Raw genomic sequence first — 24,833 nt, 5'->3', positions numbered from 1 at the left:
GGGGTTTATGCCCCGGCTATTGCGTGTTCCTAGGTAGTGGTTACATCAGGTCATTTTCCACATCCTCTGCGGAAATACCCAACGCATCCAACCCATTTTCAAGGTGGTCCGACAGATGTGGGGTGCCGATCAGGTAGTCGGCGCATGGTGTAGAAGCTTCAGCCCTGGCAGTCGCGACAGCCTCTGCCAGATCTTCAGCAAAAAAACTCTCGCGACCGATCCACATGATCGCGACCAGCTCGGCCTGTTCATCCTCGCTCATCCGGTCGATAAATGCGCGCAATTCGCCTTCAGCGCGCCCCAATTCCCGCCCCATCAGGGCTACTTGCGCCACTTTTCTGGGCGAAATCTCCAGCATTTTCCGTACTCCTCTGTCCGCTTGGTTGTGTCCATCACAATCAAACCAAGGGCATCCCGTCTTTGATCTTAAGCAAACAGGGGGGCACGGCTCCACTGTGCGTCTGTTATGGCGGACACCTCAGATTAGGCCGTTTAACCTTGTGTCGCCTCATTCACCGGACGCATGACCGCAATCATTTCGGCCACTTTAAAGCCGAATTTATGGAATTGCGACCGGTTCATGAGTGCGCCGCTCGGAGTCAAATACATCCAGTCCACAACATCCAGCACATGCCCGCCAGCGTTATCGGTTAGGCGTATGCGGTATTTCAAATGCGCTGCCGAACCTTTTTGCACGCCGCGACCTGTGCCAAGCAAATCATCGGCAGAGGCTATGATTTCTCCATTTTTGCCGAGGGTCAGGTTCCACACACGTGTAAGCGCATTTCCGGTGTCAAAAAGAAATCGTTCTTCCAGCCGGCCATTGTCGCCCTGCCATTCTGCATGAAAGTCACCGGTGAACCGTGAAACCACACGTCCCATAGGGCCATAAATCACGCCCTCGCAAGCTATAGGACCATTCAGGATCCTTCGAATGTCAATTTGTTTGAAATCCTGATCATAGTCGTCGGGCCGCTGAGCGGTAAAACTCCAACGTCGCCGCACCATGAGACCTGCCAAAACTACGGAAACCACGCCAAGCAAGAACATCAATAGTGAGGCCATATTTCAACTATCCCATCTCGCGCCCTTGGGCGCACTATTCGCGACTTACATCGGGGCTGAGCGGTGCTGGTTGCGTCCGGAATCCTGCGCCTTTGAACCAGAGTTTCAATGCCTGCCAGTGGATCAGCGCTAGAACCCGCCGCGCCCCGAACGGTCGCCGAACGAAAGCCCACAGTACGGCTCGGTTGGTCAGGATTCGCCGGTGTCCGGTCAGCGTCGCGACTAGCCCTCCCTTTTCGCGGCCATAGTCGATCCGGACACCGACGCGATCCTTTTGCAGTTCGAATTGAAATGTGTATTCGCCCTCACGTGGCTGAAAGGGTGAGACGTGCAGCATCTTTCTTGCGCTCAGTCGATCCGAAGGCCCGATCTCAGACAGGTCGGGCTTGTGACAAATATAGCTATGACGCGTTCCAAAGGTATTGGTGACTTCGGCGACGACCGCAAACAGCTTGCTGTTCGCATCGAAGCAGAACCAGAAGCTGACCGGATTAAAACCATGCCCCAGTACACGAGGCTGCGTGAGCAGCGCGAGATGTGAAGGCTGCGTGATTTGGAACTCTGAGAAAAGCCTCCGCAGCCATTTTGCCCCATGGCCTTTGCCGGGGGAGCCACCATGATCAATATCCCGGACGCTCATCAGGTTGAAGGCATCGCGCGAAAACAGAAGAGGCGCTGAACTATCCGTCTCTGGGTCGAACATCACGAAATCAAGCGAATAGCGAAAGGAGTTTTCGACCCTTCCCTTGCGGCCATGAAATGTGTGCGCCGCGATATGTTCTATCGCGCTCATTCGGCCGCTACCCGAAAAGTGTTGGAACGGTTGATTGCCTCGACCACGTCAACTGCGCTGGCAAGACCATCCTCATGAAAACCGTTTCGCATCCAGGCACCGCAAAACCAAGTTGCGTTGGCGCCGTTGAACCTGCCAATGTCCTGTTGAGCGTGCAAGGCGGCGAGATCAAATATCGGGTGCCGGAACACCGCTTCATCATAGATCAATTCGTCACGGATCCGGTGCCGCGAGTTCAAAGTAACGAACATCGGGTCATCCCAAGGGATCGGTTGCAGTGAATTCATCCAATAAGTGATGTCGACCCGGTTGGATTGGGGCATGGCGTCCTCGGTGTGTACCCAACTCGCCCAACACTTGCGCCTTTTCGGCATGACCCCCGGGTCGGCGTGAAGGACAACGTCGTTGCTTTGATATTTGATGGCACCGAGTGCAGAACGCTCCTGAGGCGAAGCATCTTCAAGCAGCAAGAGGGTGTCGTCAGAATGGGTTGCGAACACGACATCATCAAACTGCTCCCATTCATCGGCCACTGCCTTTACCTGCGGACCGCATGAGGTTCGGCGCACAGCGTTGATTGACGCGCCCGTTCGAACCTTTACTCCCTTACGGCGCATCGCTGCCTCAAGCCGACGCACATATTCGACCGATCCTCCCTTTACCGTGTACCACCTATGATCACGCCAGTTGTCGAGCAGCAGGTGGTTATCGAAAAACCGGATCAGGGCATGGGCGGGAAAGTCCAGCATTTTTTCCTTGGGCGACGACCAGATCGCCCCTGAAAACGGTTCGAGATAGTAGGATCTGAACCATTCTCCGGTTTTCAAATGGTTGAGCAGGTCGCGCACGGTGATCGAATGATTTTTAGAAAACTGCAGGGCTCGTGCGTTGAACCGGAACAGATCCCGCACCATTCGCAAAAAATTTGGCTGTACCAGATTGCGCCGCTGAGCAAACAGGGCGTCCGCACCGTGCAGCGCGTACTCGATGGCGCCGCCCTTGGCTGAAACACCAAAACTCATACGACTTTCAGCTATGGGAACGTCCAGCCTTTCGAACAATGAGACGAGATGCGGATACGTAACCTTGTTGAACACGATAAAGCCGGTATCGACCGGTTGATCGCCATGTTTTCCTGCAATTTTCGTGCGCGCGTGTCCACCTAAGCGCCTCTCGGATTCGAAGAGAGTCACTCTGTGGCTGTCAGCCAACAGGTTTGCGGCGCCCATGCCGGAAATGCCTCCGCCGATGACGGCAATCTTGCGGGCTACCGCATCTCTTTGTTCGAATGGCATCCAGGCCTCCGTTTGTTCTCTACTCACACTACGCGGCTCGGGCAGGATTGGATGAAAAAAACTTTTCCGGCCTTTGATCCAATTTAAGTTTCTTAGCGTATCAAAGGTATGTTTGACGAAACCGGCTTACTTCTGGAAGATAGAGCAACCGACGCGTTGCCGGACGCTGCGCGGCGTCCGAGAAGAATTGAGCTGACAAGAAGGAAGCCGGTGAACAAAACGCAGCAAGTGTGCGACACACAAGGCGATTGGGTCGCCCATGTCCGTCGGATCAGAGAAGCCCGGGATGAAAGGGCGTTTGCCGAACTGTTTGCGTATTTTGCTCCACGAGTGAAAGCGTTCCTGATCCGATCCGGATCGGATCAAACCGTGGCCGAAGAGTGTGCGCAGGAAGTGATGGCGACGCTGTGGCACAAGGCACACCTGTTTGATCCGTCGCGTGCGTCGGTGGCGACATGGGTTTTCACAATCGCAAGAAACAAGCGTATCGATTTCTTGCGCAAACAACGACGACCCGAGCCCGAAGAACTGGCTTGGGGGCCGGAAGCGGAACCGAATCAGGATGAGGTTGTAGCGTTGCAGCAGGAAACTGCACAATTGCGCAATGCCATGCGCACCTTGCCCGGCGCTCAGCGAGAACTGGTTGAAAAGGCCTATTTTGGCGACCTGAGCCACCGCGAAATTGCCCTTCAGACAGGTCTGCCGCTGGGAACAATCAAATCGCGAATTAGGTTGGCGTTGGAACGCCTGCGGCACGCCATGCAATGAGATGACGATGGAAACGATAAAACACCACCTGACGGAAGATTTACTCATGGCCTATTCGGCCGGGGTGTTGCCCGAGGCGTTCAGCCTGATGGCGGCGACACACTTGTCATTGTGTGACCATTGCCGCGCACAAGCCGAAAGCTTCGATGCGGTAGGCGGGACCGTGCTTGAAAATCAAGACGATACAGCGCCCATGTCCAGTGCCTCTCTGGAGGCGACGATGGCACTGATCAAAAATGGAGTCCCCGAGCTTTCGAAAGCCCCCTTGAAATGCGGCGTTCTTCCCTCGCCTTTGCAGGACTATGTGGGAGGCGGCATAGATGCCGTGCGGTGGAAACCTGTTGGAATGGGTGTGAAACAGGCGATTTTGCCGACCTCAAGCGAAGCGTCAGCGCGTTTGTTGTTCATCCCCGCTGGGGCCGCAGTTCCGGATCATGGCCACAGAGGCACCGAGCTGACGATGGTGTTGCAGGGTGCGTTCTCAGACGAAGTCGACCGGTTTGCGCGCGGTGATGTGGAAATCGCGGATCAGGGCCTTGAACATATGCCGGTGGCCGATATCAGCGACGACTGCATCTGTTTGGCCGTAACCGACGCCCCGCTCCGGTTCACCAGCCTGATCCCTCGACTGATCCAACCCTTCCTGCGGATATGAGGTCGCGCGCGTTACAACTCTGATTTGCTCAAGGGTACGACTGTTCCCTTATTTTCCAGAGCCAGTTCCTCAAAATCGAAATTGTCCAGACGCTGCGCCCGTCGTCCGGCTTTTTCCGCGCTGATCTTTATCTCGGCTACATCCTTGGCGGCCTGACCAAAATGTCGGTCCAGATTGGAAACACGGTCGCCCAGCCGCTCGACATCCTTGTGCAGCATGCCCAGTTCCTTGCGAATTGCACCGGCTTGTTCACGCATCCGGGCATCTTTCAGGATCGCCCGCATCGTGTTCAGCGTTGCCATGCAAGTGGTCGGAGAAACGATCCAGACGCGTTTGGAAAAGCTGTCCTGTACCAGTTCAGGAAACTTGGCGTGCAGTTCGGCATAAACCGCCTCGGATGGCAGGAACATCAACGCGCCATCCGCGGTTTCGCCGTCCAGAATGTATTTCTCGGCAATATCGGCAATATGTTTGCGCACAGTGCTGCGGAACATCTGAATCGCTGATTTCAGTTCGATGTCATTGGTGGCTCCGATGAGAGCTTCATAAGCTTCCAGTGGGAACTTGCTGTCGATCACGATAGGGCCGGGTGGGTTCGGCAGACGGATCATACAGTCGGCACGCCGGCCATTCGAAAGCGTGGCCTGCAGCACATAGCTGTCCGAAGGCAGAGCTTTTGATACGATATCGTTGAGTTGAATCTCTCCGAACGCGCCGCGCGTCTGTTTGTTCGAAAGAATGTCCTGCAGGGTCAGCACATCGCCCGAAAGCCGGGTGATGTTGTCCTGCGCCTTGTCGATCACGGCGAGGCGTTCCTGAAGCTGAGTCAGCGAGGTCGCGGTTTGCTTGGAGGACCCGTGCAGTGTTTCCTTCATCCGTTCCTGCATCTCGGCCAGCGCGCGGGCCGATTTCATTGCGTTATCCGCGAGTCTGTCGTTCATGTGCTGCTGCACCGAGGACAGGCGCGCTTCGACCGATTGGATGACCTGAACCTGCGCATTGGCTTGCGTGTCCGAAACATGTTGCAGTCCACCCCGCAGTTGTTCCTGTCCCAGGCTCAGTTGCTGCACATTCTGACCGAGATGGGCCAGTTGCTGCGCCAATGGTTCAGCCATTCGCGCTGAGCGGCTTGAAGCACGTAGCGACAGGAGAAGGAGTAACAGGATTAGAGAAGTAATCCCACCAACGGCAAGGACGACAGGATCGTTCAGTGAATAGCTGGTGCCTGCAATATCGATCATTTGGCCCTGGTTGTTCTTGTTTTGTTTCTACTTGTTCTATTGTTGGTTGTGGCCTGCGTCAACTGCGTCCGAAGAGCCGCTCGATGTCGCTGAGTTTCAATTCGACGTATGTGGGTCGTCCGTGATTGCATTGGCCTGAATAGGGCGTCGCCTCCATCTCACGCAACAGAGCGTTCATCTCCTCGGCTCGCATTCTACGGCCAGAACGTACAGAGCCGTGACAGGCGACGCGGGACAGAATCGCCTCGATTCGGGCCTGAACGGTTTGGGATTCGCCCTGATCGGAAAGCTCATCGAGGATATCGAGGACCATGGCGCGGGCATCCACCTTGCCCAGAATGGCGGGTGTTTCACGCACAGCGACGGCGGAGCCGCCAAAAGGTTCAATGACCAGGCCAAGGCGGGCCAAGTCGTTGGTGATCTCCATCAAGCGAGCGCTGTCGCTAGTTGAAAGTTCCACAATTTCGGGAATCAAAAGGACCTGTGCGGCGACACCGCTTTCCGCCATCTGGCGCTTGAGTTTTTCGTAAACCAGCCGTTCATGTGCTGCATGCTGGTCTACAATAACGATCCCGTCGGCGGTTTGGGCGATTATATAGTTCTCATGGACCTGCCCGCGGGCAGCCCCGAGTGGCAGTTGTTCCTGAGCGGTCTCTGGCTCATCCGTCCGATGCGCAGCTTCGTTTGGTGCGCGTTCGACAACCTGGCCACTATACATGTTTGCAAATTCAGCGAATCCCGGCGCCTGCGCACAATATGCGGCCTGCCGCGCAGCAGGAGACGGGCGGTCCATTTGATATACACGCGCCGGAGCGGAGTAAGTTTGTTCAGGCTTCATTGCCCCGAGAGTTGCTCCGGCGACCGTGGTCGAAGCCCGATGCCCCGCCTCTGCCAAAGCGTGGCGCAGCGCGGAAACAATCAAGCCGCGCGCGATGCCGGGGTCGCGAAAGCGAACCTCAGATTTCGCAGGGTGGACGTTCACATCGACCAGTGTGGGGTCGCAATCAATGAACAGAGCTGCAGCGGGATGGCGGTCGCGGCTGAGGAAATCGAAATAGGCTGCCCTTAGCGCACCGGTAAGCACCTTGTCCCGCACGGGGCGACCGTTGACAAACAGATATTGTGCCACGGCCGCACCGCGCGAATAGGTCGGCAGGGCGGCATAACCATAAAGGCGGATCTCGTCGCGAGAAGCATTGATCCGGAGCGCGTTTTCAGCAAACTCACGTCCCATCACATTCGCCAGGCGCGCATGCAGGGCATCGAACAGATCGCCGTTCTCGCCGTCAGCCCGAAAGACTAGCCGCCCTTCGCCACCTCCTGATACGTCTCGGAGAGCAAAGGTAATCGCAGGCTCGGCCATGGCAAGGCGCTTAACAATGTCCAGGATCGCCTGCGCTTCTGCCCGGTCGGTGCGCATGAACTTCAAACGGGCGGGGGTGGCGAAAAACAGATCGCGCAATTCCACTACCGTACCCGAGCGCAGGGCCGCCGGTTTCACCGCTTCCATCTTGCCGCCCGACACGCGGATCGAAGCCGCTTCTTCACCCGGCACCCGGCTGGTGATTGTCAGACGTCCGACCGCGCCAAGGGAGGGCAGGGCCTCGCCCCGAAATCCGAATGTATGGATGTTGAGCAGGTCCGAGCCATCAATCTTAGAGGTCGCATGTCGCGCCAGCGCAAGCGGCAGGTCCGTCGAGGCGATACCGCAGCCGTCATCGGTCACGCGAATCAACGTTTTGCCGCCGTCCGCAATGTCTATGGCAACTCGACCGGCGCCAGCGTCGATCGCATTTTCGATCAACTCCTTGACGGCCGATGCCGGACGCTCGACAACTTCCCCCGCAGCAATACGGTTGATCGCTGCTTCATCCAGTTGCCGAATGACGGGACGAATTTCGCTGATATTGGGGTTCGATTGTGCCATACCCCTAAACCTAGCATGAGATTGTTCGATTCTGCCACTGGATTCGAAGTTAAAGAACACATACGCCCGACCGCAACGGATCGCTTTCGCCAAACGGATTGGCAACAAGGATCACAGGCTGGGCCGGGCGCTTCTGTGAGTGGTGGGGTGTGATGTATCCCTTCCAATGCGGGCACGTGACCACAGTTTTGACACAATTGCAGCAATACCTATTCCGATATTGGAATCTGGGCAAAGATCAGCCGATTTCTCTGGCGTCAACTTGGCGGGATTATGCCAAACTACGTCTGACTTGGGGTGCCGGTGCGGGTTCGGCAGGGGCCGAAAATGGCGGCGAACGCTAGAATCAGTCCCGATACCGTGGCGATCATGCCTGCGGCGCTGACGGCATCGGTGCCACCGATCCAAAGAGGGCCGTATCCGGCAAGAACATAACCCGACATTGCGGCCGCAACTGCAAAAACGACGCTCCAGGCCACCTGCTGTTCAAGGCGATTGGTCATCATGCGGGCCGCTGCAGGAGGGCAGATGAACATAGCGATCACAATGATCGAGCCCACTGCGTCAAAAGCCGCGACCGCGGCAATTGCGGCCATGACCACGAGCGCCAGACCCAGCAGATTGGTGCGGACGCCAATCGTGCGCGCAAACCCTTCGTCAAAGGTAGAGATCTTGAGCGGACGCCACAGCAACCATGTGAACAGGCAAACGGCGGTCAGCGTCAGCGCCATGCGCGGCAATTCCGCTGGGAGTGCCGCCAATGCTTGAGGATCAAGCAGAGACGACCAACCGGTTGCATCCAGCCAAATCAGGCTTTCTAGGTTGCCATAAAGCGCGTGCTCGACGTCGAGATGCACTGTTGAAGTGTCGGTTTGTTCCAGCAACAAGACACCGCCCGCGAACATCGTGGTAAAAACGACGCCCATTGCGGCGCCCGGTTCGATTTGTCCGAGGCGGCGGATGGACTCAATTAGGGCAACTGCCAGAATTGCCGCGCCGGCGGCCCCTAGCATCATCGGCCCTGCCGCGATGACCCCGGTCAGCAGAAATGCCACAACGATCCCGGGCAAAACCACGTGGCTGATTGCGTCTCCAATCAGGGCCTGCTTACGCAACACCAGAAAATTCCCGGGCAAAGCGCAGGCGACAGCGGCGCAGATGCCGATCAGCAGCGGTGTCAGGGACAGGGGGACAAACTCTTCGCCGCTCATGTCAGCATCTCTTTAGGACCACCGATCCGATGGTCAATTTCCGCAATTTGGTCGCGGGTAAGTACAGTTTCGATATCACGCAGACCGTCGTAAAGCGCCGCCGTCGCCTCGTGCGCCAGATCGGCGCGTACGATTTCCCATCGTTTCTCGTCCCTTAGTGCCTTGGCAGCGCGCGCGCGCCCCTGATCGGTCGGAACCCCGTCGCGGCGCACCAGCCCGGCCCGGCGTAACAGGCGCAAGGTCAAAGGTTCATAGATCGTCTGCCCCTGCGCCAGTGCCAAAAGCCCCTGACGCATATGTACTCGACGCTGGAACCGCAGATGCCGCATCACCGCGGCCAATACGCCGCGTCCGGGCGCGAGGAACAGGGACAGGGCGAAAAAGGCAAAGCTGACCAGAACGATGATTGGTCCGGTTGGCAAGTTGGGGGCCGAAGCGGACAATGCCGCTCCCAGAAAACCCGCCAGCCCTCCGGTCATACCGCTGAGGAGGACAACCCTGTCCGAGCGTTCCGACCAGAAACGTGCAGTGACCGGGGGAATGATCAGCAGCGCCACAATCAGGATCAGGCCGACGATTTTCAGGCCAACTACGGTTACGGCCATGACCAGGCCCATCATTGCCAAGTCAATTCGATTCACAGGCAATCCGCGCGCAGCGGCGTATTCGGGATCAAAGGCCACCAGCATCATGGGACGACGGATCAACATCACCAGTGCAAGGGTCGCAGCCCCACCGATGGCGATCACCAATGCATCGGCCCAAAGCATGCCTGCCGTCGATCCCAACAGGAACCCTTCCAGCCCGGCCTGACGACCCACGCCCATGGTCTGGATTACTGTCAGCAGAACGATGCCAAGACCAAAAAATACGGACAGAACCGATCCGATTGCCGCATCTTCGGCCAGACGAGTCCGGCTGGTCAGCAAGTTCATGCATAAAAGCCCGATCCACGCCGACAACGCCGAGCCAGCCAGCAACCCAATCAGATTGCGGCCGTCCCCTCCCAACGCCACCATCGCCATGAAGGCCAGACAAACGCCAGGGAGCGTGGCGTGGCTGATCGCATCGCTGACCAGAGCGCGTTTGCGCAAGAACAGAAATGTGCCGGTCACGCCAGCGGCGACCCCCAGCAATGTCGCACCGATTGCGACCAGAGACGCATTGTAGCCAAGCTGCAGGGTCAACGCTTCCCAGAGCATGCTTTTACCCTAAGGCGCTTGATATCTGGTCGATCTGCGCCGTAGCCAGACGCCCGCCATAAGTCGCTTGCAGGGTCTCGGCGGTGAAGGCCTCGGCTACGGTACCTTCGGCCACTTTGCTGGTATTGATCAACAGAACATGGTCAAAATAGTCGGTCACTGTCGCCAGATCGTGATGTACAACAATAACGGTCTTGCCAGCATCCTTAAGCGACTTCAAAACCGCGATGATCGCTTTTTCCGTCGCGGCATCCACGCCTGCGAAAGGTTCATCCAGCAGGTACAGATCGGCATCCTGTGCCAGTGCGCGGGCCAGAAACACACGCTGTTGCTGGCCGCCAGACAACTGCCCGATTTGGCGATCCGCAAAGTCGCGCATGCCGACCCGGTTCAAACAATCCATCGCATGTGAAAGATGGCGGTCGCGAACCCGACCCAACAAGCCAAGCTCGCGATAAAGCCCCATCAGTACGACGTCGATCACGCGGGTCGGAAAATCCCAGTCCACACTGGCGCGCTGAGGGACATAGGCAATGCGGGCGCGTTGGGCTTCCAAAGGTTTGCCAAAGATGGTGATTTGTCCCGAAAGCGGCTTGATGATCCCTAAAGCGGCCTTGAGCAAAGTCGATTTCCCAGCGCCGTTCGGGCCAATGATTGCTGTCATCGCCCCCTGCTGCACAGTCATGTCCAGCGAGAACACCGCGGGTTTCTGCCCATAAGATACCGTCATGCCCCGGATTGCCAAGGGGCTGCCGCTCACATCGATGGCTGGAACCGTGGAGCCGTGGCTGGTGGCGAGTTCAAGCATCACTCAAAACCCAGCCGACAATTTGCCGTCCATACCGCGCGCTGGAACGTCCACTCCCAGTGCTCCGGCAATGACGGTGATGTTGTGGTCGAGCATCCCAAGATAGGTGCCTTCATAGGTGCCGTCCTCGCCCATCGCGTCCGAGAACAACTCGCCCCCGACGGTGACCTCGTGCCCCTTGGCCGCAGCCCCCTCGATCAGGGCGCGCATGGACCGGTCGGAAACCGAGCTTTCGACGAATACGGCCGATATCTTGCGTTCGACAAGCGTATCCACCAATTCGCCTATGCGATTCAGGCCAGCCTCTGACTGGGTCGAGATGCCCTGAATGCCCATTACCTCAAAGCCGAAGCTTTGACCGAAATATCCGAATGCATCATGGGCGGTGACCAAGACCTTGTTGTTCTCGGGCACAGCTTCCAGTGTCTGATGTGCATAAGTAGTCAGGCGGTCAATGTCGATAAGATGTTTTGCAGCGTTCGCGGCAAATAAATCGGCGGATTCCGGACGTGTTTCCGTCAGGGCGACCTGAACCTGTACGACTACGTCTCGCCACAGTTCGGGCGTCATCCACACATGCGGGTCGTATTTGTCGGCATAATCGTCATGGGCACGCAGCTTGGCCTTGTCGACCCCCTCAGCAACGGCCACCACGTTGCGCTTGCGGTCGAGATCGTGAAAAAACTCTTCCATCTGCGCTTCCAGATAAAGGCCGTGCCACAGAACCAGGTCGGCGCGGGTCATCGCGACGATATCGCTGCGAGTCTGGCGATAGGCATGCGGATCAACACCGGGGCCCATCAGGCCCTTGACCTCAACTTGTTCGCCGCCAACCTGACGAGCCGCATCCGCGATCATGCCAGTTGTGGCAACGACCTTGAGCGGTGTCTCGGCCCAAGATGCCACAGGCAGAGCTGCGGCCAATCCCATTGCCAATATAAAGCTGCGGCGAATCATGACGACTCCTGTTTTTCGCGCTGTATCCGAGCTGAATATGCGAACCATTCGCAAGTAAGTCAACGCAATTGAGAATTAATCGCAAAAAAGATCAGTAATTTGTCCGTATGGTCAAAAAATCCCGCAATCCTGCATCTGAGTATCTTCCAATCCTGTTCAGCTCATGCGAATTTGGCAAATGACCCTCCCAAAGGAAGCGACGATGGAAACGCAGAGCCCGTCCAGCCCCGTGCGCACCGCGCATCTGCCACAGGTGACAGAGCCCCGAAATCCCGGCATGAACCTTGATCTGGATTGGATACGTGCGGTGCAGGCCAATACCTCAGCCATCGAACGTCGTGCCGCGACCCTGCCGGGCCGTCGTTCAGTGAAGAAGGATTATCAGGCAGCCTGGCTGCTGAAAGCGATCACCATGATTGACTTGACGACGCTTTCAGGGGACGACACGGTGGGCCGGGTGCGGCGTCTGTGCTCCAAGGCGCGGCAGCCGGTCTCGGCATCGTTGCTGGATGCACTGGGTATGCCAATGATCACCACGGGCGCGGTTTGTGTCTACCATGACATGATCGAAACGGCAGTGGATGCGCTAAAGGGCACCGGAATTCCAGTTGCTGCTGTTTCGACAGGCTTCCCGGCCGGCCTATCGCCGTTCCATCTGCGTGTGGCCGAGATCGAGGAAAGCGTGAAGGTGGGGGCAGACGAGATCGACATCGTGATTTCGCGCCGTCATGTGCTTTCGGGTGACTGGCAGGCGCTTTACGATGAGATGAAAGCATTTCGCGTTGCCTGCGGAAATGCTCATGTCAAAGCGATCCTTGCGACTGGCGAACTTGGTAGCCTACGCAATGTCGCACGCGCCTCGCTTGTGTGCATGATGGCTGGGGCGGATTTCATCAAGACCTCGACCGGCAAAGAAAGCGTCAACGCCACTCTGCCTGTCTCGCTGGTCATGATCCGCGCTATTCGCGACTTCTATGATCGCACCGGATCCCGTGTCGGTTACAAACCTGCCGGAGGCATTTCGAGAGCCAAAGATGCGCTGGTTTACCTTTCACTGATCAAGGACGAGCTGGGCGACCGCTGGCTGGAGCCGGATCTGTTCCGCTTTGGTGCCTCGTCACTGCTTGGCGATATCGAGCGGCAGTTGGAACATCACGTCACCGGCAGATATTCCGCTGGCCACCGTCACTCTATGGGCTGAGGAAAGAACAATGACAGTCAAAGAGATTTTCGAGACCATGGACTACGGACCCGCTCCCGAAAGCGCTGCCGAAGCGCTGGCCTGGCTGGTGGATCAAGGCGACCGGTTCGGTCATTTCATCGACGGCGTTTTTACGAAACCCGGCCAGGGTTTCGAAAGCCGGAACCCCGCGACCGGCGAAGTCCTTGCGATGCTGACACAAGCTACGCAAGCCGATGTGGATGCCGCTGTTGCCGCCGCGCGCAAGGCGCAACTGAAATGGGAACAGCTCGGCGGAGCCGGCCGTGCCCGGTATCTTTATGCCCTTGCGCGGCTGCTGCAGAAACACTCGCGCCTGTTTGCGGTGCTGGAGAGCCTGGACAACGGCAAGCCGATCCGCGAGAGCCGGGATATCGACATTCCTCTGGTGCAGCGACATTTCTACTATCACGCCGGAATGGCGCAGCTGATGGAAAGCGAGTTGCCCGAGGCCGAGGCGCTGGGTGTGTGCGGCCAGATCATTCCGTGGAACTTTCCATTGCTGATGTTGGCGTGGAAGATCGCGCCTGCGTTGGCGATGGGGAATACGGTGGTTCTGAAACCGGCTGAATTTACCTCGCTGACGGCGCTGTTGTTTGCCGATATCTGCACACAGGCCGGTCTGCCGAAGGGTGTCGTCAACATCGTCACTGGAGACGGTGCCGTGGGCGAAATGATCGTGGCCTCGGACGTGGACAAGATCGCCTTTACCGGCTCGACCGCCGTGGGCCGGCGCATTCGCGAGGCAACCGCTGGCTCGGGCAAGGAGCTGACCTTGGAGCTGGGCGGCAAGTCCGCCTATATCGTCTTTGATGACGCTGATATTGATTCCGCGATCGAAGGTCTGGTCGATGCGATCTGGTTCAATCAGGGTCAGGTCTGCTGCGCCGGTTCACGCCTGCTGGTGCAGGAGGGCATCGCCGATCGTTTCCACGACAAACTGCGCGCACGAATGGACAAGCTCCGCGTCGGTAATCCGCTGGACAAATGTATCGACGTGGGCGCGGTTGTCGATCCGATCCAGTTGCAGACCGTCAAGAGCATGGTCGAAAGCAATATCGCTGGCCAAGTGTATCATGCGGCTTGTGAGTTGCCAGAAAACGGCTGTTACTACCCTCCGACTCTGATCTCGGGTCTCGAGACGTCGGACCCGTTGATGCAAGAAGAAATCTTTGGGCCGGTTCTGGTGTCATCCACGTTTCGAACACCTGACGAAGCGGTCGAACTGGCCAACAATACCCGCTACGGGCTGGCCGCGACGGTTTGGACCGAGAATGTGAACCTGGCGCTGGATATCGCGCCTAAGCTGGTCGCGGGCGTAGTTTGGGTGAACGCCACCAATCTGTTTGACGCCGCGGCCGGATTCGGCGGTGTGCGCGAAAGCGGTTTTGGTCGCGAAGGCGGCTGGGAGGGGTTGAGCGCCTATACCAAGCCCAAAGGTAAGGTCAGGCGGCTGGAAAAGCTCGAATCCGCAACAGGCGAAGGGGCTCCGGTCGATCCGATCGACCGCACCGCCAAGATGTATGTCGGCGGCAAGCAAGTGCGCCCGGATGGTGGTTATTCGAGACCTGTTTGGGGCAAGTCCGGGCTATTGGGGCATGTCGGTCTTGCCAACCGAAAGGACGTGCGCAACGCCGTCGAGGCCGCTGCGGGTGCCGCAGGCTGGTCCAAGACCACCGGCCACTTGCGTGCGCAGATCCTGTATTACATTGGTGAGAACCTCTCGGCTCGCGCGGATGAATTTGCGGGCCGCATCGATGCCATGACTGGCAGGAAAGGTGGTGCAACCGAGGTCGCGGCATCAATCCAACGTCTGTTCTCCGCCGCCGCCTGGGCCGACAAATATGACGGTCAGGTGCATGGCGTTCCGATCCGAGGTGTTGCCATCGCAATGAAGGAACCGGTTGGTGTCATCGGTGTTCTCTGTGCGGACGAGGCGCCTTTGTTGGGTCTCGTCTCGGCCATGGCGCCGGCAATTGCCATGGGTAATCGGGTCGTTCTGGCCGCAAGCGAACCCTATCCGCTGGTGGCAACGGATTTTTACCAAGTCCTTGAGACATCAGATGTTCCGGCGGGTGTGGTCAACATCCTGACCGGCAGCCATGCCGAGATTGCCAAGCCGCTGGCCTCTCACCTGAACGTAGACGCTGTCTGGAGCTTCTCCTCTTCCGATCTTTCGGCCGAGATAGAAGAGGTCTCGTCAGGCAATCTCAAAAGGACGTGGGTCAATAACGCGACGGCAACCGATTGGAACATCGATCATTCCCGCCGTTTCCTGCAGGCTGCCACCGAGATCAAGAACATTTGGGTGCCCTACGGTGAATAGGGCTCCCAATACGGGAGGCCTGCATGGATTTTTCAGGTAAGTCGGTCGTCGTGATCGGCGGCACCAGTGGTATCAATCGCGGTATTGCCAAAGCATTCGCGGCGTCGGGAGCCAAACTGGCGGTGGCAAGCCGGTCGCGAACCAAGGTTGATGGTACTGTATTGGCACTTAAGGGCGCTGGTGCGTCGGAGGCCATCGGAGAGGCCTTTGATGTCCGTGACCCCGAAGCCGTCGCCGCCGGCCTCAAACTGTTCCACGACACATTCGGGGACTTCGATGTGCTGATTTCAGGTGCGGCAGGCAACTTTCCAGCGCTGGCGGCTGAGATGTCTGTCAATGCCTTCAAGACCGTCATCGACATTGTACGATCCACGTAATGAAAGCGGCCTATCCCCTCCTAAATCGTCCCGGAGCCAGCATCATAAACATCTCGGCCCCGCAATCCTGGCTGCCTTACGAAGGACAGTCCCATGTTTGTGCCGCCAAGGCGGGCGTGGACCAGGTCACCCGGACGTTGGCTTTGGAATGGGGCATCGAAGGTATCCGCGTGAATTCGGTTTGCCGGGGTTCATCGAGGGGACCGAAGGGGCAAAGCGTCTGGCTCCGACGCCCGAGGCGGAAAAGATGTTTCTGGCGGACGTTCCCCTTGGGCGCTGGGGAACACTTCAAGATGTCGCCAATGCCTGCCTGTTTCTGGCATCCGACATGGCCGGTTATATCAGCGGAACAGTCCTGTCGGTGGATGGCGCCCTGTACCAGCGCGGATCAGGGTGACCGGGTCAGATGATCGGTCAGATGCTGAGGGGCTCAAAACGCAAATCTTGATCTGCCATGCTCAATTGGTGGTTTCCAGCCCAACCGGTTTTCCCACGACGGTGAAATGCAAACCTTCGGGGTCCAGCAATTCGCGCGCGACGCGATTGACATCATCGAGTGTTACCGCATTCACCTGATCGTTGCGGGTGGTGATATAGTCGATGGGCAATCCCTCCATCTGCATGCCCACCATGATCCCCGCAATCTGGCCGTTGCCGTCAAATCGCAAGGGATAGGCTCCGGTCAGATAGGTTTTGGCATCGGACAATTCTTTCTGGGTAACGCCCTCAACGGCAGCGCGTTTCCATTCGGCCGAAATCACCTCGATCGCCTCGGCTATCCGGTCATTGGCCGATGCAACCGAACCCATATAAACCGAGGCAAGATCCTTGGGCACCAGATAGGAATAGACGCCATATGTCAGGCCGCGCTTTTCGCGAACCTCCTGCATCAGCCGGCTTTCGAATCCACCACCACCAAGTATGTGATTCAGCAGATAGGCCGCAAAGAAATCGGGATCGTCCCGGTCCATGCCTTTTTGTGCAAACAAGGCCACTGACTGCGGCGTGTCGAAATCGACGACACTGACGCCGCCAGAGATGCTGACTTCGGCCTTTCCTGGGATAGGTGTTCCGGTTTCGGGCAGACCGGAAATCAGCTTGTCCAGCAGCGCGCCAAGCTCTTCGGGAGTGATATCGCCGACCGCCCCAACGTAAAGACGGTCTTTGGCGAACACGCCTTCATAGGCCGCAACGATATCATCGCGGGTAAGAGAGGACACGCTTTCCAGCGTTCCTTTACCGTCGGCACCATAAGGATGATCGCCATAGGCCATCTTGGCAAAGTTGAGACCGGCAATGTCGTTAGGATCTTTTTCATCTGACCTAAGACCCGACAGAACCTGCGCCCGTACCCGGTCGATGGCCGTCTGACCAAAACGCGGTTCGTGGATTGTGGTGTGCAACAGATCGATGACGTCATCGCGGTTTTCAGTCAGGAACCGCGCCGAGATAGCCACGGAATCATCCGTCGCCTGGTAGGAAAACGAAGCCGCCAGCGATTCAAGCGCCCGCGCATAGGTCTGCGCATCCATGTCGCCGGCGCCTTCCTCCAACAACCCGCTCATCAGGTAGACTGCGCCACGCTTTTCGGGGTTGTCCAGCGACGTTCCTCCGCGAAACCGCAACTCCAGCGCGGTAAACGGGATGGAGTGATCTTCGACCAACCAAGCCTTGATACCCTTGGGCGACGTGACTTCTTGTATCTGGATCTCCGCCCAGGTGGGCAGAGCAATGAAGACTGCTATCACGGCTGTAAAGAAAGCTCTCATTGCGTCACCTCCCCGTCTCGCATTAACCAACCTGTCACGGATGTTTCGGACCGCAGCACATCACGCGCAGCGGCGACGATGTCTTCGCCGGTTACGGCTTGAAGGATATCCGGCCACACCTGCACGTCCTCGACCGTCAGGCCGCTGGTCAGCGCGGCGCCGTACCGATTGCCTATGCCATCCACATTGTCGCGCTCATAGACCAAAGCGGCGCGCAGTTGCATCTTGATCCGATCCAAGTCTTCCTGCTTGACTCCTTCGGCAATGAAATCAGCAATTGCGTGATCCATCGCCTCTTCAGCCTCTTGCAACGAAACGCCTTCTGCCGGAACAACAATGAAATCAAAGCTGGTGTCGTCCAGCGAGACATCCTTGTAAAACGCGCTGGCATAAACTGCTTTTTGCGTTTCGAACTGCAGTTTTTCGTTCAGATAGGATGTGGTTCCACCGCCCAGCAACTCTGCCAGCATGAACAGCGCTGCGGCCTTTTCCTGATTTCCGGCATCCCGTTCGGGAGCAAGATAGCTGCGTTGAACATAAGGTTGCGACACACGAGGGTCTTTGTAGATCAACCGGCGTTCAGCGGTTTGCGGCGGCTCTTGCGAACGCATTCTGTCCGGAAGGTCCGGGTTGGCCGGAATTGCACCATAGTACTTTTCGGCCAGGTCTTCGACCTCATCCGGGTTGATGTCGCCCGTCACCACGAGGATCGCGTTATTGGGAGAATAGTAGGTCTGATAGAAGGACAACGCATCCTCCAGATCCAGCTCCTCCATCTCGTGCTTCCAACCAATGATCGGCACGCCGTAGCGGTGGTTGAGATACTGGCTGGCATTCATCTGTTCGCCGAACAGGGCACGGGGGTTGTTCTCGGTGCGCTGGTTGCGCTCTTCCAGGATCACGCCGCGTTCTGTCGCTATATCCTGCTCAGTCAGGCGGATGTTGCGCATCCGATCCGACTCCATCCGCATCATCAACTCCAGCCGATCCGCTGCAACCCGCTGATAATACGCCGTGTAGTCGTATGAGGTGAAGGCATTGTCGGTACCGCCATTGGCCGCCACGGTTGCCGAAAACTCGCCGGCCTTCAAGGTGTCTGTGGCCTTGAACAGCAAATGCTCCAGAAAATGCGCAACCCCTGACGATCCGACCGGTTCGTCTGCCGACCCGGCCCTGTACCAGACAGTGTGCTGAACCACGGGTGCGCGGTGATCTTCAATCACCACCACATCCATGCCGTTGTCCAGCGTAAAGGTCGTGACCGCTTCCCGCCCCGTCTCGGCGGATAGCGGGGTTGCGGAAAGCAGGGCGGCTGACAGCGCCAATGCCCGGACCATGCGACGTCCTCCGTGTCGTTACAGGTGTCAACCTACGATGGCGACGCGCGGGTTCAAGAGAGATGACAGAAAGTTAAGAATTATTCATTGAACGGCGGTGGTGCCGATGGTGTGGCATAGCCCTGTCGCCGCAACGCATCGTTCTGAACATCGGGGTCGATTGACTGACTGCGATAGGCCTGCTCGTACCGGTCGACCGGGAGCAAGCGGAGGCTTGAAAGGCGACCCTGACGCTCGCGGAACCGGGCGTCTTCCTCCTGCACAACCTGTCTGGTATTCGCGGGTACACCGTACCGGCTCGATGCCGTTACGAGTGCCGCGTCGGATGAGGGAATGGCTGTTGCGTTTAATGCCGCGGCGCTGCCTCCAAGGGCGACGATTCCATCTTCAACCGGATTCGGGTCCGTCAGGTTGCCGCCACCAGGCGTCGGGGCCGGCAAGTATTGATAATCCTTGGGCGAAGTCAGCGGTTTGACTGGCAGCACCGCAAACTCATCCGGGCCCGGTCCCTGCGCACGGATATTCTTGAGCCCATTGTTCGCACATCCCGTCAAAGCGACGGCAGCAGTCACAACGATTATCGCCAGCGGCATCCGCATGGTTATCTCCAGCCTGTTTCAGGCGCTTTTAGCCCATTTCGTTCAGCCCGTCACGGGGCCTTTTTGCCATCCAGCATCACAAGGCCAACAGCGCCCGCAAAGATGAATACATCGGCGATGTTGAAAACAAAGGGGTTTTGAATGCCGCAGCAGGACATATTCAGGAAATCCTGAACATACCCGAAAACCAGGCGATCCACGACGTTGCCCAAGGCACCGCCGATCAACAGCCCACCGCTGACCAGCATGAGTTTCGACCGTACCCCTCGGCGCAACCAGATCATAACAACGGCACAGATTACGAGTGATAGGCCAATCAGGAGCCAGCGACCAGCATCGCCGTCGCCTTGGAACAGCCCGAAATTGATACCCCGATTTTCACCATAGCGGAAAACAAGCAGTGGCGGCAGCACGTCAATGCTGCCGCGATGGGCCACATCCATGACATGAACGACCAGAAACTTGCTGAACTGGTCAGCCAGCAAAGCCAGTGCCGTGGCCCAGAGAAGAAGACGGAAACGCATCAATGCCGGAAATGCCGCATACCGGTGAAGACCATGGCCAGACCAGCATCGTTGGCGGCTTTGATCACCTCGTCATCGCGCATTGAGCCACCTGGCTGAATGACGCAGGCTCCACCAGCAGCGGCGGCCTCGAGCAAACCGTCCGGGAAGGGGAAAAACGCATCCGAGGCCACGACGCACCCTTTGGCAAGGCTTTCATTCAGGCCAAGTTCGGCAGCCATGCGTTCTGCCTTGGCAGCGGCCACATTCGCGCTGTCCAGACGCGACATCTGTCCCGCGCCCACACCCACGGTGGCACCGTTTTTGACATAGACAATCGCGTTGGACTTCACATGCTTGGCGACTTTCCACGCGAAAAGCAGATCCTGCATCTGTGCCTCGGTCGGTGCTTTGTCGGTCACGATCTTCAGGTCTTTGATGCCCACGTAACCCACATCCTTGTCCTGCACGAGCATACCCCCCGCGACCTGCTTGTAGGCTACAATCGGTTGGCGAGTGTCAGGCAGACTGTCGGTCAGCAAAAGGCGCAGGTTTTTCTTGGCGGCGAAGATGGCCTTTGCCTCGTCCGATGCGCCGGGGGCGATGACGACTTCGGTAAAAATCTCGACGATCTTGGTTGCGGTTTCCGCGTCGAGTGGCCGGTTCAGTGCGACAATACCGCCAAAGGCCGAAGTTCGGTCACAATCAAATGCCTTTTGATACGCCTCGACCAGCGTCGCGCCTGTCGCCACGCCACAGGGGTTGGCGTGTTTGATGATCGCAACGGCAGCGCTGTCGCGCGGATCGAATTCCGCCACCAGTTCATACGCGGCATCGGTGTCGTTGATATTGTTATAGCTCAGTTCCTTGCCCTGCAGCTGGACAGCCGTGGCCACTCCAGGCCGGTTCGATCCATCGGTATAGAACGCCGCTGTCTGGTGGCTGTTCTCGCCATAACGCAGTGTCTGTTTCAGCTCTCCGGCAAAGGCGCGACGCTTGGGGGCCGTCAACTCCAGCGCACCGGCCAGCCAGTTCGACACGGCCGCGTCATAGGCGGCGGTACGGGCATAGGCCTTTTGCGCCAGCTTGCGACGGAATTTCGGGCAGGTCGCGCCGTTGTGCTGATCCATGTCGCCCAACAGTTTTTCGTAATCTTCGACGTCGACCACCACGTTGACAAAGGCGTGGTTCTTGGCCGCCGCGCGGATCATCGCCGGGCCACCGATGTCGATATTCTCGATGCAGGTGTCATAGTCTGCGCCTTTGGCCACCGTCGCCTCGAACGGATAGAGGTTTACGACCAGCAGGTCGATTGGGCCGATGTCATGTTCCTTCATTGCCGCGACATGGGCGTCATTGTCTCTCAGCGCCAGCAGGCCGCCATGCACCATCGGATGCAATGTCTTTACACGCCCATCCATCATTTCGGGGAACCCGGTCACGTCGCTCACGTCTTTCACGGCCAACCCGGCATCGCGCAATGCCTTGGCGGTGCCGCCGGTCGACAGCAGTTCTACCCCGCGGTCTGCCAAAGCCTGTCCCAGTTCGATCAGTCCGGTCTTGTCGGATACGGAAAGCAACGCGCGGCGCACGGGGTGAAGGTCGGTCATGTGTTCGGGGTCCTTATGCGGATCAGTCGAAATCGGGTTCGTCCCGGCTTACGTCGCGAACGGCAACAGCTGTATCATGGGCCTTGCTCAACGACCACCGGATGCGCGTCGCATACTCCATTGCGCGCCCGGATAGAACGATCTGTTTTGTCGCGCGTGGCTTTAATCGACCTTTTTCAAGATAAACGCTTGGTTTCAATGACAACTCGCAAGGTGTGTCATGCCGAAAGATCCAGATTTCCCCGCTTTTGAGCGCCATCGATACCGCCGCGCCACCCAGATCCAGCGCGGCGTCGATGTCGGGATGCAGGTGAAAACGGACGTCGATTCCAATCCCGGTCAGCCCCGATGCGTCGACCGCCCCGTCAAACCGGCGCTTGGCCGCATCACCCAAGGCCAGCAAAAGATCCTCGCCCGTCAGCTCCCGGCCGTCAAACGCAAGGTCCAGAGTGCGTGCATGAGTCAGCCCCAAAGCCTTGATGTAACCGTCATGTGCACCCTGAAAACGTACTCCGCCATGGGTCTCTTCGATTTCAACGGGCACGTTTGCCGGTCCATCAGTCAATTCCTCGAACTCGGTACCCTTGTGCGACCCAGTCAGGCGAGCACTGGAATAGCCGTCCAGGCATAAGGTTGAATGTGACGGTGTTGCCCGACCCGCGCGGCGCCACTCCATTCCGAAACTCTCCCCAGAGCCGCAATTGACGATCAAAGGCCGCCGCCCTGATGTCAACTCGAATGCCAGGGTCGAGGCGTGACCGTTATACGATGCGCGCCCGATAGGCGGTGAACTCGCATCGACCACGATGCTTGTGCGGCCCGCCGACAATCTGGCGTATCCCATCACCAATCCGACGGGATGATGTGGCTTGACGCCGCTTTGTGCAAGCGCGTGATCGAGCCGTCCTTCCAGACCGCGCCCGCCGCCGTGGAAGCGGGCCAGACCCCCATCTGTGTGGCGCAGGCTACGAAGGGTGGGCGCAATCCGCTTGATGGCCGCCGTGTGGTCAGAGGGAGTTCCGCGTCCGACGTCATGCAGCGCTGCCGCCGTCCATGTCAATAACGTGAACACTTCCAGTAATTCTTCGGAATTACGGGTGGGAATTCCGCCAGTCTCGTCGATCTGAGTTTTGCATTCCTTTCCCAAAGCCTTGATCGCGGGATCGGCCAAAGCCTCGAAACCTTCCAGTGCCAGGCTGGCATAGATAAGGCCGCACAGAGCCTCGAAACGCGGCAGGCCCGGTGTCGTCTGGTACCAGCGTTTCGACAGGTACCAGGTTTGTTGGGCCAATGAGCGCAAGAATGCCTCGCTGTGGGCGTCATCAGTTCCGCGTAACAGGAAGGCCGAATGATTGATCCAGCGGATCAAACGTCTGCCGGTCAGGTCAGGAGCCCATCCGGAACCGTAGGACTGTCCCTGAGTCTCTATCCAGCCCCACAGCCAAAGTTGCGCTTTTTCGCGAGCATTCGGGTCGCCGACCGCAGCCAGGTCGTCAAGCCAAACGAACCCATGCCTCTCGGCGTCAAAGGCTGCATTCGGGGCCTCGACTTCCCACAAACCACTGTCCTGAGATTCGACGAGGTAGCCAGCGAACAGCAAGTTGCCCGCCACAAGTTGCCGTCCACGCGCGAAGGAACCGACAGTTCGCGGCTCTGGCTGGGACACGAAACCGGCAATTGCCTTTCGACGCTGACTGAGGCGCACATAAAGACGGTTCTGAAACCGCCCCCATCTGCTGGAAATTGTACGCGGGCCGGACATCTCGTTCCCCTGCCTCTTACGCTCTATGGCGTTTGAACGCGAAAATAGCGGGTCATCGGTGCCGTGTCACCGAAAAGAGTCCATCTTAGCCTGCTTTGTGCAAACACGCGACGTAAAATCCGTCCATTCCACCTCGATCAGGCCAGTAGTCCGGGCGCAGACGCAGGCCGCCTTCTTCGGTGATCCAGTTGGTGTCAACACCCGGAAGATTTGATATGCTTCGGTCCGCCGCCATATCGGGGAACAGCTCCAGCGCCTCCTCGACCTGAACCTCGCCTTCGTCGGGCAACAGCGAACAGGTGCAATAGACTAACCGACCACCGGGCCTCACCAGCGTCCAGGCGTGTGCCAACATTTTCGCCTGCAACTCGATCAGCGGACCGAATTCCGAACCGTCCTTGGCAAAGGGCAGGTCGGGATGCCGCCGGATGGTTCCGGTCGCTGAACATGGCGCGTCGAGAAGCACCGCGTCATAGGTACCCCCGTGCTCCAGCGCGTCGCCTATGATCAACTCAGCTTGCAACCCGGTGCGCGCCAGATTCTCCCGCACGCGCGCCATACGGGTCTCGGAAATGTCCAGCGCCGTAACCTTGGCGCCGAAGGAGGCAAGTTGCATCGTCTTGCCGCCCGGTGCCGCGCACAAATCCAGAACACGCTCTCCGGATTGCGCGGCCAATATTTTTACAGGCAATGCAGCCGCAGCATCCTGAACCCACCAGTTTCCGTCGGAAAATCCGGGAAGGACCGACACCTGATGGGTGCCGTGCAATCGGATCGATCCGGTTGGCAGCTTTTCACCGTCGGGCGCTTCGGCGCCCGGCTTCACTGTCAGGTCCAGTGGCGCACCTGCAAAATGTGCGTGCTCGATCCCGGTGACAGCCTCTTTTCCCCATGCCTCAATCAACGGCCCGCGTAACCATTCGGGCATGCGAGGCACCCGCATGCGCGGCCACGCATCAGGCCCTTCTGCGGCGATCTTTCGGAGAACGGCATTGACCAGCCCCTTGAGTCGCCCGTGCTTGCGACTGCGGCCAACGATCTCAACCACCGAATTCACAACGCCGTGCGCTGCCTCGCCCTGACAAAGTTCGACCGTTGCAAGCCGCAACGCATTTTTGACTGTCAGGGCTGGCGCTTTCTTCAGATGACCACTCAGCAACCGGTCGGCGCGCTCAAGCCCGCGTAGGGTCTCCAGCGCCAGCCGCTGCGCGCGCGCCCGATCTTCGGGTAACAACCGATCCAGTGCTCCTGCGGCCAGACATTCGGACATCAGGCGACCCTCACCCAGAATTTGATCCAGCAGATAGATCGCGCTGCGCCGCGCCGAGGTTGCGCTGTCTGCCATGAATACCGCCTTTTTGCATGTGACCTCCGCCCGCATTGTGTCGGACGGACGTGGGCGTATATCA

Annotated in this window: 21 protein-coding genes and 1 pseudogene; 5 read left to right on the top strand and 17 right to left on the bottom strand. The window is 58.1% G+C overall.

The features are described 5' to 3' along the window. Nucleotides 1-40: 40 nt before the first annotated feature. From AC2FLX_RS09025 to AC2FLX_RS09010, 4 genes are all read right to left on the bottom strand, one after another. A complete protein-coding gene (locus AC2FLX_RS09025) occupies nt 41-358 on the bottom strand; it encodes a DUF3775 domain-containing protein (RefSeq protein ID WP_480750308.1) in 318 nt (105 codons plus the stop codon). Between the two features lie 134 nt (nt 359-492). Beyond that, nucleotides 493-1,065, bottom strand: coding sequence for a DUF3833 family protein (locus tag AC2FLX_RS09020; RefSeq protein WP_496810660.1), 573 nt, complete (start codon nt 1,063-1,065; stop codon nt 493-495). A gap of 34 nt (nt 1,066-1,099) precedes the next feature. Then, nucleotides 1,100-1,858 (bottom strand): DUF1365 domain-containing protein, encoded by a 759-nt coding sequence (locus tag AC2FLX_RS09015; protein ID WP_480750306.1) that lies wholly within the window; start codon nt 1,856-1,858, stop codon nt 1,100-1,102. Continuing rightward, complete coding sequence (locus tag AC2FLX_RS09010; protein ID WP_480750305.1) at nt 1,855-3,153, bottom strand: NAD(P)/FAD-dependent oxidoreductase; 1,299 nt, start codon at nt 3,151-3,153, stop codon at nt 1,855-1,857. The genes AC2FLX_RS09015 and AC2FLX_RS09010 overlap by 4 nt, the downstream gene beginning before the upstream one ends. A 108-nt stretch (nt 3,154-3,261) precedes the next feature. Here AC2FLX_RS09010 and AC2FLX_RS09005 point away from each other — a divergent pair, with 108 nt between their 5' ends. Beyond that, nucleotides 3,262-3,921: a sigma-70 family RNA polymerase sigma factor gene (locus tag AC2FLX_RS09005; protein ID WP_496810659.1), complete on the top strand. Its 660-nt coding sequence runs from the start codon at nt 3,262-3,264 to the stop codon at nt 3,919-3,921. Between the two features lies 1 nt (nt 3,922). Beyond that, nucleotides 3,923-4,576: a ChrR family anti-sigma-E factor gene (locus tag AC2FLX_RS09000; protein ID WP_480750303.1), complete on the top strand. Its 654-nt coding sequence runs from the start codon at nt 3,923-3,925 to the stop codon at nt 4,574-4,576. An 11-nt stretch (nt 4,577-4,587) separates the two neighbouring features. Here AC2FLX_RS09000 and AC2FLX_RS08995 read toward each other — a convergent pair whose 3' ends face one another. The 6 genes from AC2FLX_RS08995 to AC2FLX_RS08970 form a co-directional block, all read right to left on the bottom strand. After that, nucleotides 4,588-5,817, bottom strand: coding sequence for a DNA recombination protein RmuC (locus AC2FLX_RS08995; protein ID WP_480750302.1), 1,230 nt, complete (start codon nt 5,815-5,817; stop codon nt 4,588-4,590). A gap of 58 nt (nt 5,818-5,875) precedes the next feature. Continuing rightward, the gene (gene mutL, locus AC2FLX_RS08990; protein ID WP_496810658.1) at nt 5,876-7,744 is read right to left on the bottom strand and encodes a DNA mismatch repair endonuclease MutL; all 1,869 of its coding nucleotides are present in this window, start codon (nt 7,742-7,744) and stop codon (nt 5,876-5,878) included. Between the two features lie 281 nt (nt 7,745-8,025). Next, the gene (locus AC2FLX_RS08985; protein ID WP_496810657.1) at nt 8,026-8,955 is read right to left on the bottom strand and encodes a metal ABC transporter permease; all 930 of its coding nucleotides are present in this window, start codon (nt 8,953-8,955) and stop codon (nt 8,026-8,028) included. Then, the gene (locus AC2FLX_RS08980) at nt 8,952-10,157 is read right to left on the bottom strand and encodes a metal ABC transporter permease (RefSeq protein WP_496807225.1); all 1,206 of its coding nucleotides are present in this window, start codon (nt 10,155-10,157) and stop codon (nt 8,952-8,954) included. The genes AC2FLX_RS08985 and AC2FLX_RS08980 overlap by 4 nt, the downstream gene beginning before the upstream one ends. A 4-nt stretch (nt 10,158-10,161) precedes the next feature. Continuing rightward, complete coding sequence (locus AC2FLX_RS08975) at nt 10,162-10,965, bottom strand: metal ABC transporter ATP-binding protein (RefSeq protein ID WP_496746157.1); 804 nt, start codon at nt 10,963-10,965, stop codon at nt 10,162-10,164. Nucleotides 10,966-10,968: 3 nt separating this feature from the next. Continuing rightward, the gene (locus tag AC2FLX_RS08970) at nt 10,969-11,922 is read right to left on the bottom strand and encodes a metal ABC transporter solute-binding protein, Zn/Mn family (RefSeq protein WP_496810656.1); all 954 of its coding nucleotides are present in this window, start codon (nt 11,920-11,922) and stop codon (nt 10,969-10,971) included. 202 nt (nt 11,923-12,124) lie between these two features. Here AC2FLX_RS08970 and deoC point away from each other — a divergent pair, with 202 nt between their 5' ends. The 3 genes and pseudogenes from deoC (at nt 12,125) to AC2FLX_RS08955 (ending at nt 16,241) form a co-directional block, all read left to right on the top strand. Continuing rightward, entirely contained in the window at nt 12,125-13,123 is a 999-nt protein-coding gene (gene deoC, locus AC2FLX_RS08965) for a deoxyribose-phosphate aldolase (RefSeq protein WP_496746153.1), read from the top strand. Nucleotides 13,124-13,133: 10 nt separating this feature from the next. Then, entirely contained in the window at nt 13,134-15,467 is a 2,334-nt protein-coding gene (locus AC2FLX_RS08960; protein ID WP_496810655.1) for an aldehyde dehydrogenase family protein, read from the top strand. A gap of 23 nt (nt 15,468-15,490) precedes the next feature. Next, nucleotides 15,491-16,241: pseudogene (locus tag AC2FLX_RS08955) on the top strand (SDR family oxidoreductase). 61 nt (nt 16,242-16,302) lie between these two features. Here AC2FLX_RS08955 and AC2FLX_RS08950 read toward each other — a convergent pair. From AC2FLX_RS08950 to AC2FLX_RS08920, 7 genes are all read right to left on the bottom strand, one after another. Then, on the bottom strand, nt 16,303-17,613 hold the full coding sequence (locus tag AC2FLX_RS08950) for a M16 family metallopeptidase (RefSeq protein WP_496810654.1): 1,311 nt from the start codon (nt 17,611-17,613) through the stop codon (nt 16,303-16,305). Continuing rightward, nucleotides 17,610-18,950: a M16 family metallopeptidase gene (locus AC2FLX_RS08945; RefSeq protein WP_480750291.1), complete on the bottom strand. Its 1,341-nt coding sequence runs from the start codon at nt 18,948-18,950 to the stop codon at nt 17,610-17,612. The genes AC2FLX_RS08950 and AC2FLX_RS08945 overlap by 4 nt, the downstream gene beginning before the upstream one ends. Before the next feature lie 80 nt (nt 18,951-19,030). After that, nucleotides 19,031-19,549: a DUF3035 domain-containing protein gene (locus AC2FLX_RS08940; protein ID WP_480750290.1), complete on the bottom strand. Its 519-nt coding sequence runs from the start codon at nt 19,547-19,549 to the stop codon at nt 19,031-19,033. Between the two features lie 50 nt (nt 19,550-19,599). Further along, on the bottom strand, nt 19,600-20,073 hold the full coding sequence (lspA, locus tag AC2FLX_RS08935; RefSeq protein ID WP_496748623.1) for a signal peptidase II: 474 nt from the start codon (nt 20,071-20,073) through the stop codon (nt 19,600-19,602). Then, complete coding sequence (purH, locus tag AC2FLX_RS08930) at nt 20,073-21,662, bottom strand: bifunctional phosphoribosylaminoimidazolecarboxamide formyltransferase/IMP cyclohydrolase (protein ID WP_480750288.1); 1,590 nt, start codon at nt 21,660-21,662, stop codon at nt 20,073-20,075. The genes lspA and purH overlap by 1 nt, the downstream gene beginning before the upstream one ends. A 22-nt stretch (nt 21,663-21,684) precedes the next feature. After that, nucleotides 21,685-23,424, bottom strand: a complete 1,740-nt coding sequence (locus tag AC2FLX_RS08925) for a heparinase II/III family protein (protein ID WP_480750287.1) — start codon at nt 23,422-23,424, stop codon at nt 21,685-21,687. Between the two features lie 85 nt (nt 23,425-23,509). Continuing rightward, complete coding sequence (locus tag AC2FLX_RS08920; RefSeq protein WP_480750286.1) at nt 23,510-24,769, bottom strand: RsmB/NOP family class I SAM-dependent RNA methyltransferase; 1,260 nt, start codon at nt 24,767-24,769, stop codon at nt 23,510-23,512. Nucleotides 24,770-24,833 lie beyond the last annotated feature (64 nt).

It is taken from the genome of Ruegeria sp. YKSF57 (assembly GCF_059612585.1).
This window is presented reverse-complemented; position numbering and strand designations above follow the sequence as displayed.